The organism is Cryomorphaceae bacterium (assembly GCA_017798125.1).
Lineage (GTDB): Bacteria > Bacteroidota > Bacteroidia > Flavobacteriales > ECT2AJA-044 > ECT2AJA-044.
Window position 1 is genome coordinate 1,344,620 of record CP059070.1, and the last position, 15,139, is coordinate 1,359,758.

Genomic DNA, 15,139 nt, shown 5'->3' on the forward strand with positions numbered 1-15,139 from the left:
TCGGAGTTTATATCCAAAGAATTTTCGACCTTAGGGGTATAATTCATTCATCATGAAAAAAGCACTACTCTCCCTTTTTGTTGTATTGGCCTTTTCAACGACTTACGGTCAAGTTTTCCAGCTCGGTGCGCGTGCTGGCGTTGGCCGTTCTGACATCCGAATCAATGAAGAGTTGAGTATCCCTGGGGGTGCCACTGTTGAAGTACGACCAGGAGAGCCTCGTACTGCTTTTCACGTAGGAGCGTATACGCGTTTCAAGGTGCTTGGATTTTATGTTCAACCAGAGCTTCTGTATACCAACCTACCGGCAGAGGTAGATTTCATCAATACCGCTACCCAAGAAGAAGCCGATGTTATCGTCAACATCAATCGCCTAGATATCCCCGTTTTGGTCGGGATCAAATTGGGGCCGATTCGCCTCAATGCAGGCCCAACGTTTAATACCATTTTATCCACATCAGATGATGCGGATGGTGGGGACTTAGAATTCGCAACGGCTAGCTTTGGTTGGCAATACGGAGTAGGCGTCGATCTCGGAAAGTTCTTAATCGACCTTAAAGCGGAAGGGTCATTTGACGACCCCGTTCAAGGTGTAAATGATGGGAACACATCATACGACCTCAATGGTAACATGCACCAAGTGTTGCTGAGCATCGGATACCGAATCCTATAAGCATGAAGCTCCGTTGCCTTTGGTTAGGAGTAATTGTACTGACTCAACTGAGTCTCTCCGCTCAGAACGACACCTTGCGAAGCTTCGAGGTATCTGAGCCCTTTTACCGTCCAAATGTTATCAAATTCAATCCTACGCCGAGCTTGGTTTGGGACGTTCGCAGCGCAGTCATCAGTTATGAGCGAGTCGTCAAGCCCTATCAGAGTTTTGCCATAACCGCAGGGTATTTGAGAATGCCGGGGCTTATCAAGGAGCGAACAGCAGATACAGCTTTATTTAATTTTGATCGGTCAAGATCTAATGGCTATTCTCTTCTTGCCGAATATCGTTTTTACTTCAAGAGTGAAAACAAAGGTTTTGCTCCACACGGATTATTCTTTGCTCCCTACATGGCCCACCACAATCATTGGTGGGAATCCAATGCCAATATTGAATTCGAAAGCGGAGGAATGGCTGGTGTTGATATCAATTCACATCTCTACACCCTCGGGATAGGGGCTCAAATAGGCTATCAATTCAGCTTCTTCAACGATAAATTGGCAGTTGATCTCATCACTTTTGCACCTTCATATGCGCTCTATGGATTTACGCTTGGGACCGAAGGAAATTCCGATGTACCCCTAGACGAGTATTATCCCGAGTTGGTAGAATGGCTTTTTGATGAGTACCCTTGGCTGACGACACTCACAGATGGTGAGCTGGCGACCTTTTCAGGCTCTACGAACGCTTTTAAAGTCGGCGCCCGGTTTGTCATTCAAGTGGGTTACCGATTCTAGCCTAGGCGGTTTTCATATAGTCTTTTCTGATGTAGATCACCAAAAGAGAGAGGAGTAGCAGTACTACATTAGGGGGAAGTGCTTCCATTTCACCGCGCCCTACATGAGTAATCATGGCCCCGACCATGGTCAGCGCTAAGCCGGCTGCTGCTAAGGGAACGAGGTTCAAATTTCTTTTCAAGACGACCGGTAGGAATAAACCAAGAGCTCCCAAGAACTCCAATAGTCCGATGATTTTGATCATCATAGGGCTAAAATCCTTCGTCCAATCCATTCCTTGCGTGACCGAGATTTGGTCATACGGGGTGAGGAGTTTTAGGAGTCCGGCCATCGTGAAGGCGATAATGAGCAAGACCTGGGGGATCCATTTGACAATTTTCATAGCGCAACAGATTTTGATGTATATACATCTAATATACGCATTCGCCAATAAGAAACAAGTGAAGGAGACCTCCTTAGAACTTGAAATCGTAGCCCTTTAAGGTCAGGCGCTGGTATTGCTGCTCATCAAAACTGTACAATTGGGACGGCTTTTTATTACCGGGGGCAGCGATGACTTTCTTGTCGATCGGGAGCAACAATTCAGATCGCGTAAACTTCTTTTGGAAGTTCCTCTTGTCCAATTCTCGTTGAAGAACCTCTTCGTAGAGCAGGCGAATTTCTTTCAAGGTGAACTCGGAAGGGAGCATGTGAAATCCGAGAGGACGGTGTCGAACGCGTCGCTTCAACCGCTCCAAGGCAAACTCTATGATTTCATTGTGGTCAAAGGCCATTTGAGGGATGTGGTCCCGCGTAACCCAGCGATATCCTTCGTCTAATTCTTGACTTTGAACTTCGGACCAGTTGACTAAGGCGAAGTGCGCTACATTGATGATGCGCCCTTCTGGATGACGGTAGACTTTTCCAAACGCGTTGAGCTGCTCCAGGTAGTAATCCTTGAGGTGAAAAATATTCTCGACTAATTCTCCAGCGATTTCATCCAAGCTTTCTGAAGAACCTACGTATGTAGATGGAAGCATAGTGGCGCCGCTAAAGGGCTCGGAGTTCTTCCGGGCTACCAAAAAGAGCAGTTGCGATCCGTCAAAAGAGAAAATGACAATCGAAGAACTGATGGCAAAGTGAAAATCGGGCTTGTTCATGGCTTAGTCTTAGTGTCTAAAATACACTTTCCGTATAAAGAATACGTACGTGGTTCGTTAATTTTTTACTAAGTCATATTCACTTCGCCACGGAAGTACCGTGTTCCACCAGATTCTTGAAGTCCGTCATGAACTTGTAGCTCTGTTTTTTAAAGGCTCCAGGCATTAGCGTGCCCAAAGCTTTCATAAAAAAACCACTGAAGCGAAACTCTGAGACGGAGCGCCACAGGGTTTTTCCACCTTCGATTTCCGTGAAGTAGTTCTCTTGGACGTTGTATACACCTCCTGCTTCATAGGTAGCGTGAAACTGCTCAGGTAAATCGCGGTGCGTAATGACCTCGATCATTTCCCTTTTTCGTTTCCCCCACTGATAGAGGAGTTTGGATTTGGAGCCCGATTGGCCGGGATCCCCACTGATGGGTTCAATAGAAACAAAGCCCCGCTGCCAATGTGGAATTTGCTTTGGGTCTGTGAAAATCTTAATGGTTTCGTCTCGAGGTTTATCGATCTCGATGGAAAGTTGGTATTTCATAGCGTGTAGGTTTTAGTCTTCGACCCAAAAACCAACCGAATATATACTCGTACTGCGACTCGTAACCAAAGAGTCCTCCGGGAGGATCAAGAATCGAATTCGAGTAGAATCTATGTCTTTTTTCTGAATCAAGTAAGAGCGAATAGCAGAGGTGCGTATGACGCCGATCTTATCGCTTTGACTGGAAGCTCGTTCTTGTCCTATATATTCGATGCACTTGAGCTGAATGGGCAAATGCCGTTGGTCTTCTCGGATGCCTTTGTCCACAAAAGCCACAAAGGTGCTGTCGTTGATGTCGAGCTCGTTGACTGCTTCAAATTCTTCTTTGGGTAGGCGATCATCTACCGGGGTTCCATACAGGTACATATGGGCCACTTCAGTCACGGCAAATTTTTCCATGGTCTCGAATTTTCGAGTCATTCGCCTGAACTCTATGTTTAAATCGGGACGTTCTTCCAAGACCTTCGCCATATCGCTCAGCTGCTTTTCATGCTGCTTACTCAACTGCAATTGTAGCAAGCCGAAATCGATCTGCTTGAGGTTGTCTTCATCAATTCCGAACATGCCTCCGATGAACTTGAAGGGGGCCTTGACAATATTGAGGACAATGTTCTTGATGGAAGTCCAAATGGCCTTCGAGTAGTCGTACTCGGGGTCATCCAAATCCCCTTCGATAGGCACATCGAGCACAATGTCTCCATCTTTATCTTTCAAAAGACCCACGGCTAGGCGAACAGGGAGGTTGTAGAACGACTCGTAATCCGACTTCTGGCCAAAGATTAAGTCGTCAAATACAATGTTGTTATTGCTTTCGATGTGGTTATCCCGAATGGTGGTGGAGTTTTCGTAGACAATTTCTCCATTGGTAATGGGGTGCGCCACGTAGGTGTCGGAATAGGGCGTGAAGGGCGAGAGTTCAGTTCCGTATACTTTGTACTCGATGTCCATGTTTCGCAAGTTCTCCGTATAGGTCCGGATATATCCTTCGAAATGGCCCACTTCATTCAGTAGGGCGGAGGCGTTGATTTGCAGGAATTCCTCGTGAGAATCAATTCCATCGGCCCGTAGGGCCAAGTCCGTTACCTCGTAACGGAAAGCGTCACGCAATGTATAGTCATTGTAGGTGAAGGAACTGTTCTTGACCTCAAAGTGATTCAGCTTGTAGTCCGCATCCTTGTAGGTTTTGGCAAAGACCTCAACATAAGCTGCGGCGATGGAGAACGGGTTGTTGTAGTTCACGGACTCACCTGACTTCAGGGTGTCGGGACCTTCGGCAGATGCCAGGGGAAGCATGATCCGCGAATAGGAATCGGTCAGACTATCCTCCCCGACCGAAAACACTTCATAAAGGCCTCTAAAGCCATCCACCTCAAAATCACCTAAGTCAAACTCTGCGGTGTAGAGGTCAAAGGAGTCTAATCCCATATGGAGGTGATCCAAGCCGACCAATTCATCGCCAAATTTGTCGATCATCTGGACATCGCGAACGTCCATAAGCCCGCGAAGCTGGATGTCACTGGATTCGGACCACCCGCCGTGTGCAACGAGGTCCAGATCAATAACACCTTCTAAATCCTCCAATTCCATATAAGCCATCAGGAAGGGTTCGAGGAACTCGAAGTCAAAATCGTCCATGATAAAGTGGCTGGCGAAGGCTGATTCTGCCAGCATTACATCCGTATCAATGGTAAATAAACCGCCTGTGACGATGTGAAAACGAACATGAGAACCGATACGCGCTGCCGTGTCACTGGCCATGGGAACGCGTACTTCAAAGCTGTCGATTTCGAGATCGGGCTGAAGATCACTTTGGTAGAGAATGAAGCCGTCGTTGAGGTGGTAATTTTCCAAGACAAAGTGCCAGGAAGACCCTTTTGAGGTGTCTAAAGGCTCTGCTGTAGAATCGGTATCTGTTGCAGTGGCGAGATCGTCGAAGTTGAACTCAGTTCCATCCTGTACCACATGAACCATGGGGCGATCCAGTTCCACGCGCTTCAAATGGATGTATCCCCGCAGTAGACTCCATAGGTGCAGGTCTGCATGGAATCGGTCAAAGGTGATAAAACTGACAGCCGTATCGCGCTCGCGCATGTCGAAGCCTTCGATTTCCAGTTGCGCGCGCAACCAGCGAATGCGCAAGTCATCCATGTAGATTTCCCGACCGACGAGATCAACATCGTGCTTTTCAACATATCGATGGATGTATCCGGGTGCTAAGGCCAAGATGATGACCACTGCGAGGAATAGAAAGGCAAGGATTCCAAGGACCCACTTTTTCCAGGGTTTCATGGGCGGTGGTATTCAGTAGCGTTTAATCCGTTTTTTGAAGGGAGAGGACGGTTTTCCCAGATTCATCCAACAAAAATAACTGTTGGCCATCGCGCCGATAGGCGCTCACCTGTGAAATTGCCGTTAAGAATGTCTTTTCTACGGATCCTTCGCAGTAGCGTTTGGTTACGGCCATACGCTCATCGAAGCGAACTTTTCCAATGTCGCTTTCCATGCCTCCGTTGAAGTGGTTGCAACTGGTGTATCCGCTGACGCGGCCTTCTGCCGGATAGAATTCGATTCGCGGAGCTTCGATTCCCCTTGGTATGGGTGTGTTTCCGATGGAGTACACGGCCCAAATATCGTGTAGATCGCGTTCGACGCGGTCCAAGCCCAGGGGTTCAGGCTTGTAGGTCAGAACACGCGTATTCTCGCGGAATAACTGGAGTTCTTCTCCAACAATTTGATAGCCGTCCACATCTAAAAACAACTTGGCAAACTGGACATCAAAGTCATTGCCGCAGTACATTTCTGTACTGAATCCAGGCTTGAACAGTAGAGTGGAAGGTTTCATGGATAGCTCACCCCCAATACCATTGCAGCCGTCGGTAGCGGAATACCGTCCAAAGAGCATGTCCATACTTAAGGAAGGCGTTTTCGGCGCTGAGCTGAGGTCTCCTTCGGCCATGTCGGTCAGCACCCAATTCCCTTTTAAGGAGAGTGTCTCGTCCATCAAATAACCACAACCCGAGTAGCGGAGGTCATCGTCCACCACCACAGAGACGGTATATGGATAGCTTTCGTCGGCCATGGTATCCTGACAGTTTTCTTCGGCAATCCGCACGACCAAGTGATGGGATTCGGTTCGCGCATCCAGAACAAGTTCTCTGGTCTCTGAATCGAACGTGCGCTCAGGCATGGGCGTAGAGATCGGTTCCATATCCATGCGATGCAGCATCAGGCCGCGTTCAAAGTCAAGGGTTAATTTCCAATACGGCTCGTTTCCCTGAGCCTGAAAGTCTGAGGGAATGTAGGAGCTATAGGATGGAACAGCAGAACTGCGGACCAAAACTTCATGCGAGCTCCCGTCAAAGCGAGCAACCGATGAAGCATCATTGATCATTTTAAGTTTGCCCTGATGCTCGATGCGCGCATTGAGCTCATATCGAAGTCCCTCTTTAATCCGAGCTGGATCGTAGGTTAGGGAGAAGGCCATGGGCGGTGCAGAAGCGGAAAAAGTATCCGAGGCCAAAACGAGTGCAGCGACGTCCATACGGTTCGCGTCGACCAACTGCACAATGACTCTGGCATCTTCAGGAAGCATGATTCGCTCCCGATAAACGACCGTGCCCTCAAGAGTCGCCGTTGCACTAGCCGTTTCTTGGGGGCCATTGCAGGAGGATAGAATACTCAAGGCCGATACTGCGGAAATATAAAGTAGGCGCTTCATCATTCAGGTTTTAGTAAAAACGTGAGGGGGGTCATCAATCGTGCCTTCCAACTCACTTCGTCATGAGCAGCTCCGGGGAAAAACTCTGTGGTCCATCGGGCCGAAGGCCAACCCAACTCAATCATTAAAGAGTCTACCCGCGCTTGTGCTGGCGCATAAAGCGAGTCCAAGGTCTGGTCACCGTAGTCCATGTAGATGCGAGTACTGTCGGTGGTTTCCGGTAAGCGCTCCTTCATGTATTCAACAAACCCGCCGGTCACCTCGGGGATGTAGCTGAAAACTCCTAGGAAATGAGGCGAAACGCAAGCGGCTGCTTGAAAGGTTTCCGGGTACTCGCATAGAGCGTACATACTCATGAGTCCACCCATGGATGACCCCATGATGTAAAATTGCGATGGGTTAACGCTAAAATTCTCCTCGACAAAGGGAAGGATTTCATCCACAACATACTCTAGGTAGTCATCGGAAAGAGGCCATTCTCCATTCATTCCAACATTTCGGATTTCGTCTGAGATTTCCGTCGGAATATTGTCAAAAGCGCCTTCGGGAAAGTACTCCTGATATCGAATTTCCGATATGTTCCAAAGGCCAACAACCAGTGCAGGAGGAAGGATACTGTCGATAATGGCCTGACCAAAAACGTCATCCACATCCCAGGCTTTTTTGTTCCATGTGGTTGAAGCATCGAAGAGCATTTGACCATCGTACATGAAGATGACCGGATACTCCGTGCCGGGTTGGTACCCGGGCGGCGTCCAGACCGCTAGAGGCCTTGATTCCACAATATCTGATTCGAAGTCGGGATAGTAGTTTATTTCGCCGTGAACAACAGAGGGCTCTTGAGCTTGAACGCCTAAAGAGGCGCACCAAAAAAGGGCCAAAAGGCCCTTGAAGATTTCCTTTTGCATGGAACAAAAGGTACAAATTCTCTTTACGTGCGGTGCTTAAAATCCACCACCTCCCGGAGGACCACCTGGACCGCCTCCGCCAGGGCCACCGCGGCGCTGCATCATCTGCTCTTGGCGTTCACGTTGCATCTTCTTGTATGCTTTCCATTGTGGTTTTTCCAGAATCTCGCGAATTTCATCGTCCCGTTCCAGCATTAAATCCATCATGTAATCACGACTTTCCTCTCGCGGAATCTCCCCGGATCGAATCTGATCACGCAGTTCTTTTCCCTTGGCGCCATAGCGCTCGTTGATCTCGCGAAATTGAGCGGCCTGCTCCTCGTTGAGTTCCAAGGTCAGAATAGTTTTTTCCATTTCCGCACGCATGGCGGCTTCGCGCTCTTCCGGGCTCATGCGCTGTTGTCCACCAGGACCTTGCGCAAAAACACCAAGTGCCAAAAAGGAGAAGAGCACGGCAAAGATGTGTTTCGATTTCATGGGATTGTTTTTTAAGATAGATGGCCCTGCGGGCCGATGGTTTAATCCCTCCAGGAAGAAAGTTTCACCAGGCGCAGTTCGGCCTCATCGGTCCGTAGGACCAAAGCTTCTCCTTCCTCCACAATCATCCAAGAGCTCGGCTCCTCCGAGGAGTCGAAGGGGAGCAAGGTCACCTCAGGCCGATGCCCATCACCGATGTAGTAGCCCTGATGGCGTACCCCGTCACGCGTCCAGACGTAGCGATCATCCCAGCGAATGAAGAGCTCGTCTTCGGTGCCTTCAATCGCCCACAGGCCCTGAAGGAGATCGCGCGGAGCTAAGGGCAATTCCTCGATGGGCAACCACTTGACCGTCAACGGCATATTTTCTTCCATTCGCTGCCAAACCATTGTGTCGCCTCGGAACGTCAATTGAAAGGGTGCCTGATTGTCCACCGGACCTTGATCGGCGATCATGCGTAGCGTACCCGAACCTTCGTCAACGACCCAATGACCGGTGTGGTGTTGTTGCCAGCCGTTGCCATCGAGGTAGCGACCGTCTGGATAAATTTGGGACCATTTCGCCTGTGGAGTCATTTGTTGGTCGGCAAGCTCTACACTGAATACAGACCACAGCCCCACAGGCGATTGGCCCATCACGGATAAAGACAAAAGAGTTAGAAAAGAAAAAGCCGCATGTAATTTCATACGGCTAATTTGGCCCTTGCGGGCCGATGCTCCATCCATCGACCCGGTGACCGGTACGTTCTGAGGGGCGACTGGTTATAAGGGGTACCGATAAACGGCGCGAAGGCTGAATATCATGCCGTCTTTGATGTTTGGATTCGCCGGCTCAGGGCGCTCATCTCCAAACATGAAGGCCGACACGCCAAAGCGTACGCGGTCTTCCTCATCGTAGATGCCAAAGCGACGCCCTACCGTAAAACCGGCTCCGGCTTCCAGGAGGACATTCTTCACCGGCTCAAATCGCCCGTAGAAGTAGAGCTCTTGGTTGTTTTTCTGCAGGTACTCGCCCTGTTCGGTGAAGAAGGGTTTGTTCAAGTTATAGGTTCGGACAAAGGCGCCAAAGTGGGCTCCCGCACTCCATTTTTGATTGAAGGCGTAGTTGGCGTTGGCCGCCAAAGGCAGAGTAATGTCAAACTCCCATGGACTGCCAGGGCGGTGGTAGTAGAATCCGAACAGGGGCACAAAGAAGGCGCCGAAGAGCTCTCCGTTGTAGTAGAGTCCGTACTTCCACTTGAAGTAGTCGTTTTTGGCGTACTTGGCCAAGACAACCCCGCCCAGCTGTATATCGTCGCTTCCAATCTCAATAAAATCCGAGGAGATCTTGGGCAACAACACGTATTGAATGGAAAGACGATCGTTGTGCTGCACGTTCAGCCCAAGCTTCAATGTGGTGCCGAAGACCTGAGTCACATTGGTGTCGTTGGGGGTAAACTTGGAGCTCAAGGACTCCCCAATGAATCCGGTAATCAAGGCGACCCGATCGTTGAGTACTACGGGAACGGTCGCGTCCAGCGTGAATTCATCGATCCGTGCGTTTCCGCCTTCCACGCCCTCATAGCCGTTGAGCGGTGTGCTTTCATAGCGAAACTTGAGCAGGTCAACGTAGTCTTGAGCCCAAAGGGTATTTCCCAATACGAGGCAGAAAAGAAAGGCGGTTAGGTGTCGAAGCGTTTTCATGAGCATCCATTTACTTGGTTTGATGCTTCAAAGGTGAAGGCTTCTCTTCGGCAGACACAACGGAATTCCGCGGCGCCCTGCTCAGATTTGCGTTTTTCGCCAAAAACTGCGGAGTCCATTATGGAGAAATCACAGAGCAATGGTGTTGGCCAGTGTTCCGCGCATAATGGCGTGCATCAATGCCAGTGCAAAGGCCAGTACGAATCCAATGATAAAGACGTTCAAGGAAACTCGGATCTTCTGGTGCTTGCGGTGAATGGACTGTCCTAAGAAGTACACATCGCGAATCATGGCACTGTACATATAGTCGGCGTCATTCAAGATCTGAAGCATAGCCCACTCATAATCGCGCGGAGTCATGTTGTGGAAGTTTCCGAAGTAGAGGGGGTTTCCTTGCTTGTGGCGAATCTGTTCTTCATTAAACTCTCCCTGCGTCCGGTTCGGACGAATGGCGTTGATGGCGAAGAGGATGCTGACAATGCTCGTACTAGCTAAAACGACAACGGGCCAAACGCTCATGCCGTTTTCGGCAATGTTGGTGCCAAATACCCCACCAATGACCAAAGACAAAATGATGGAGTTTACCGTGATCATGATGTTGGCCTTTCGGTCCACCATCTGCGTCAGGGTGTAGTGGTTTTTGGACAGGTTTCGGAACAAGGTCTGAACACCCCGCGCATCCCGCGTTTTGAGTTTGGTCAGGTTCTTCTTGAGCGATTTGAGCTCTTTTGAACTGATCTCCAACTCCTTTTTAAGGATGAGGTGTTCCTGTTTTTCCAGGTCCTTGCGCTCCTCCTCAATCTCGGCCTTCATCGAACGAATGACCGGCATGATGTACTGTTCTCCGTATCCGGTGCGACACCCATAGGAGTCCATGGTTTCGAGTAAGAAATCGTACCAACTCTTTTGGCTGATTTTTACATCGCGCAGCAGGAGCTCTTGGTAGAAAGCTTTAAGGGTGTCCCGCCCACCGGTAGAAATGTCCCGTAGGTTGGCATCGGAGTACACCAGCTCAATGCGTGATTTTGGTGCCGTTATTCGGAAGGCGACAAAGTGGAGAATGGTCTCCATGCGCTCCTCCGGAAAGTTGATAGCCTCTAGTTCCTTTCGTGCGACCGCCACTCGTTTTGGCCCAATGGTCCCTTCGAACTCTTCCTCAAGTGACTTGGAAATGACTTCGTTGTAGCAAATGGCAATGGTCCAAACGGCAACAAATAAGTCGTCAAACTCATCTTCAGTCAGCCCAAAGTGCTCTCCGATGATCTCACAATGCGTGATCATGCGGTTGTAGAAGGCGATATTGTGATAGGTGAGTTCTCGATCGTGTTTACGCAACACCGCGCTGGCGCGGAGCTGCATTTTACTCGCATAGTCGATCTTTTCTATGGTTTCAGTGGAAGCTTCCATATCTATAGGGTCAAAGAGGGTACTTAAAATTAACATAAAACCGACTTCCTTCTGGTGAGAAGAAGGTTCCCGCCGTAATGACGAAGAAGTCGACAGGGGCCATCCAAAGGCCACCACCGTATCCCGCGTGCCAGCGGTCCGAAGATTCGCTTTCAAGCCAAACGCGGCCGTAGTCGAATCCACCAAAGAGCCCTGCAGAGAAGGGGACGGTTTTGTTGGAGGAGTTGATCAGCTTCAAGCGCAAATCATTGCGGTGATAGAAGCGGTTTTCTCCTCTGAAGCGGTCAAATCTATAGCCGCGTAATCCGTGGTTTTCACCCAGGCTTGGGGCCAAGAAGAACTCATAGGTTCCCGCAACACCTGCGTAGCCCAATCGCGTGGCGTACTGCAAACGCTTCTGTGCATCCAAGGTGAAGATCAAAGACAAGTCTGCCCCGTAGTTCAAAGTTTGGTTTCCGTTGATGACGTTGGCATTCCATTCTGCCGTGACGTTCAAACGCGCTCCTTTTGTCGGATACAGGAAGTTGTCACGACCATCATACACCAGTTGCGTTCGCGCTCCAATGAACTGCTTTGGTTCAAAGACTTCGGGGTCTAAATCAGTATCGTCCGAGGAGATGAATCCGTCCTCAGGTTCTTCCGTATCTACCCACCAAAAAGTGGGGCCAATATCCCAACGCACCCGGTCGTCGGCAGCTCTGCGCTGAAGGGCAGGATTCAATCGGAATACGCTTTGGTTGACCCGGTAGTAGTTGATGTTTCGGGTGTTCTCGGTGTTGTTCCCAAGCCCAAAATAGTTGGTGGCAAATCGGTCCCCACGCCAAAGGGCGTTCAGGACAAAATCACTGTTCCCCAAAGCTTCAACGAAGAGCCCTCGATAACTGATTTCAGGTGAATTCGTGGCAAAGCCGTAGCTGGCTTTCAGGCGATGAAGTTGCCCAAAGGGAGATTTCTTGAAGGTGTAGCGCGTCCAGCTCGCGTTGACCCCTAAGACCAATCCTTGATCAGGGTTGTAGGCCACCAAGGGGAGCGGGAAAAGGATGTCGTATTCGTAGTGGTAGGCGCGGCGGTCGTACTGATTCAGTTCGCGTTTCACACTACGACGATCGCGGTATACCTTAGACTCAATATCATCTTTTCCGCCTTTTTCGTCGTAGACCAAAATATCGCCGCGTCCCTTCAGCACTTCTGGGGCCACGTAGCGGTCTTCACCTAAGCCGCCAACAAGACGGAACTTGATCTTTTTACCCGGCGTTCCACTTACGATGAAGTGGTCATCATCCCCCATCGCGTAGATGTGGACTTCTTTGGTTTCGCTGGCGTAAATACGACGCTGTTTCAGCAGTCGCTGCTGATCCGCATCGCCATTGGTGTCCCAGACTTGAACCAGGACGGTGTCTTTCGATTCAAAAATGATGTCGAACCGATCCTTCGCGTCCGATCCAATGACATCGATCTCCGAGGCCAAATACGTGTAGAGTTCTTGCGCAATGTCCACAACATTGTTTCGGCGGGCCCGTAAATGTCCCTTAATCTCTTCTACGCTTTCGTCTTGTGCCTCAGCAGGCCAAGCAGCAAAGGCCGCGTCGATGATGGAGTCCGTGAGGTGTGTTTGGATATAGGTTGCTTCTTGCTCCCAATCGGACCATTCCAGTTCGTTGGTAAAGGAGCGATCAAAATAGCGTGCGCTCCAGCCCGCCCAACGAACGTCGGCGATTTCATCGCTGTACGGTCGGAGTTGGTGCAAGAATCCGGATGGGAAGAGGCGTGCAATGCCGGTAACGACACCGTCGTATTTGGAGAAGGCTTGATCGCGATCCCTAGGTACGGGGCGATAAAACTTTCTACCGGTTGAATCTTCGAGTTCCACCCATCGCCACTGATCATCGTGCCGATCCCAGTCTCCAATGACGAGGTCAAAAAGGCGGGAGCGCACCGCCCAATGCTGATCGATGTACTTCTTATGGTCTTCCGTGGTTTCGACGACCACATCAGGAGTGCTGATAGCGTCCTCAGGACTTCCGATCGAAGCCAGTTCGCTCCATGATTTATGCGGACGCTCCTCCAAGAGGTAGACTTCTCCACCAAAACCGCGGTTGTACATGCCCATGGCCGGCTGTTGAGGCACGTAGTAGATCTCCGGATTGGTGTGGTAGACTTGTGCTGCGTCTGCCAGAGTGGGCACCGCCAGGGCACCAAAAGGATGGGTGGACAGAAAGTTGTCGATGATGAGTCCCTCGGCCGCTGTGGTTTTGTTGAAGGGGTAGGGCAAGAGGCGCGTGGCGTCTTTGGAGAGCGAGCGCATGCTCCATTGACGGTTTTGCGCATCGGCCAGTCGAAGGGAGTTAGTCTGATTTCCCCCTCCGCGCTTGAGCACAGACATCCCGCCGTAGGCGGTATCCAAATCAATTCTGGGGAAGGTGTACTCCTTGGCGTATAGGTCGCGGTAGTGCTCACCCATCCAGAAGTCCCGCATGGGCGTGGCTTTGGGTAGGTCATAGGTGACTGCCGGGCCGGTGAAGGTAGGCTCTTCAATGGGGTACTCTTCGAAGGTCTCGGGTGCGTTTTCTGGAATCAGTTCCAGTGGCCCCTTGAGTTGCTTCGAGAATAGTGGGGTATCGGGCTGTGAGGAGCTCCAGAAAACCAGGCGGACCTGTCCTTGACGATCAATCTCTAATTCTGCAAAACCTGGTTGGGAGGCGGTGAATTGAGCATTTCCTTTCAAGCGCGTTCCTTCCAGCTTGGAGCCGGCGCCACTGACAACTTGGTGCTGCCCTTCGTAGTTGACATACTGAAGGTTGTGCTCGTGGCCCGATACAAAAATGAACTCCCCGTTCTTCTGAGCTCCGGCCAAGACGGCGTTTCGATAGGCTCGGTAGTACCCACTACTGAGGTCTTCACGCGTTCCAAAAGTGGAGCGGAGGTAGGCGGCAATAGAGCCGATCACCGGGAAGGGAATCCACAGGTTGGGGTTCAGTTCGGTCAAGGGGAACAGGTGTGTCTTGGCTGAGTACTGACCCCCGTGCGAGCCATAGCTATCAATGGGGTGGTGGGCAGCGATGATCACATTTTTATGGCGATGCTTCCTGAGGACTTCTTCGAATTGGAAGATGAAGGCCTTGCGGCTCTTGGCATCACAGCCGTCGTTGATCTCGGGCTCGTAATCCCAGTCTTGTAGCCACCATTCCGAGTCCACAAAGACAATAACCAGTTGGTCGTTGATCTCCACGATCTCCGGACCACCACATCCATTCTCCGGATAGAAATACGTCTCGTATTCCTTTTTGTCCTCAACGCCTTTGAATTCTTCGTTGATGTACTTGTTCACGTACTTTTCCTGTCGTTGAACCGCATCGAGGCCGCGCCCCCAATCGTGGTTTCCAGGGACAAAGAAGGGTAGACCCTCGTAGTTTCGGAGGGTTTCGAGTTGTCGATTCAAGGCCACCTCCGCTTTTTCTCGGGCTTCATCATGGCTTTTTCCCGGCAGTCCTTTGGGGTAAATATTATCTCCTAAAAAGATCACGCTACTCTCCGAGCCGGCTTGATTTAAGCGGCGTTCCAATAAATCTAGGGTGGGGTTCGAAGAGTCTTTGCCCACGTATCCCGCATCCCCGACGAGGAACATGCGGTAGGCCACCTCTTCCAGCGGTTCGGATTGAGGCGCCACATTCTTGGCGATTTGGGTCTTGTAGGTAGCGCAGGAGGTCAGAAGGATAAAGGACATCCAGAGGACCGCGCGCTGGTATCGTTTAGGTCTAGGCATCATGCAAAATTGCGACTAAAAGGGCAGGTTGCGACATACAAACTACTGATAATTTGAGACAAAG

13 protein-coding genes are annotated in these 15,139 nt (G+C 50.3%); 2 read left to right on the plus strand and 11 right to left on the minus strand.

Features of this window, described 5'->3' with window-relative positions; all coding sequences use genetic code 11:
- Window positions 1-52: 52 nt before the first annotated feature.
- Together HZ996_05665 and HZ996_05670 are read left to right on the plus strand one after the other, a co-directional pair.
- Entirely contained in the window at window positions 53-673 is a 621-nt protein-coding gene (locus HZ996_05665) for a PorT family protein (GenBank protein ID QTN38660.1), read from the plus strand.
- Window positions 674-675: 2 nt separating this feature from the next.
- The gene (locus HZ996_05670) at window positions 676-1,449 is read left to right on the plus strand and encodes a hypothetical protein (GenBank protein ID QTN38661.1); all 774 of its coding nucleotides are present in this window, start codon (window positions 676-678) and stop codon (window positions 1,447-1,449) included.
- A gap of 1 nt (window position 1,450) precedes the next feature.
- Here the strand turns inward: HZ996_05670 and HZ996_05675 are convergent, their stop codons facing one another.
- The 11 genes from HZ996_05675 to HZ996_05725 all read right to left on the minus strand — a co-directional run bounded on the left by HZ996_05675 (window position 1,451) and on the right by HZ996_05725 (window position 15,075).
- Window positions 1,451-1,831, minus strand: coding sequence for a DoxX family protein (locus HZ996_05675; GenBank protein QTN38662.1), 381 nt, complete (start codon window positions 1,829-1,831; stop codon window positions 1,451-1,453).
- Window positions 1,832-1,904: 73 nt separating this feature from the next.
- Window positions 1,905-2,588, minus strand: a complete 684-nt coding sequence (locus HZ996_05680; protein QTN38663.1) for an NUDIX hydrolase — start codon at window positions 2,586-2,588, stop codon at window positions 1,905-1,907.
- A 79-nt stretch (window positions 2,589-2,667) separates the two neighbouring features.
- The gene (locus tag HZ996_05685; GenBank protein QTN38664.1) at window positions 2,668-3,120 is read right to left on the minus strand and encodes an SRPBCC family protein; all 453 of its coding nucleotides are present in this window, start codon (window positions 3,118-3,120) and stop codon (window positions 2,668-2,670) included.
- 12 nt (window positions 3,121-3,132) lie between these two features.
- Window positions 3,133-5,409, minus strand: coding sequence for a DUF748 domain-containing protein (locus HZ996_05690; protein ID QTN38665.1), 2,277 nt, complete (start codon window positions 5,407-5,409; stop codon window positions 3,133-3,135).
- 22 nt (window positions 5,410-5,431) lie between these two features.
- Window positions 5,432-6,838, minus strand: a complete 1,407-nt coding sequence (locus HZ996_05695) for an META domain-containing protein (protein ID QTN38666.1) — start codon at window positions 6,836-6,838, stop codon at window positions 5,432-5,434.
- Entirely contained in the window at window positions 6,838-7,746 is a 909-nt protein-coding gene (locus HZ996_05700) for a prolyl oligopeptidase family serine peptidase (protein ID QTN38667.1), read from the minus strand. The genes HZ996_05695 and HZ996_05700 overlap by 1 nt, the downstream gene beginning before the upstream one ends.
- Window positions 7,747-7,782: 36 nt before the next feature.
- Window positions 7,783-8,223 carry a hypothetical protein gene (locus HZ996_05705; GenBank protein ID QTN38668.1) on the minus strand — a complete coding sequence of 147 codons (441 nt, stop codon included), beginning with the start codon at window positions 8,221-8,223 and terminating at the stop codon, window positions 7,783-7,785.
- A 41-nt stretch (window positions 8,224-8,264) separates the two neighbouring features.
- Complete coding sequence (locus tag HZ996_05710) at window positions 8,265-8,909, minus strand: hypothetical protein (protein ID QTN38669.1); 645 nt, start codon at window positions 8,907-8,909, stop codon at window positions 8,265-8,267.
- Window positions 8,910-8,984: 75 nt separating this feature from the next.
- Entirely contained in the window at window positions 8,985-9,905 is a 921-nt protein-coding gene (locus tag HZ996_05715; GenBank protein QTN38670.1) for a hypothetical protein, read from the minus strand.
- 129 nt (window positions 9,906-10,034) lie between these two features.
- On the minus strand, window positions 10,035-11,312 hold the full coding sequence (locus tag HZ996_05720; GenBank protein ID QTN38671.1) for a hypothetical protein: 1,278 nt from the start codon (window positions 11,310-11,312) through the stop codon (window positions 10,035-10,037).
- Between the two features lie 10 nt (window positions 11,313-11,322).
- Complete coding sequence (locus HZ996_05725) at window positions 11,323-15,075, minus strand: BamA/TamA family outer membrane protein (protein ID QTN38672.1); 3,753 nt, start codon at window positions 15,073-15,075, stop codon at window positions 11,323-11,325.
- Between the last annotated feature and the right edge of the window lie 64 nt (window positions 15,076-15,139).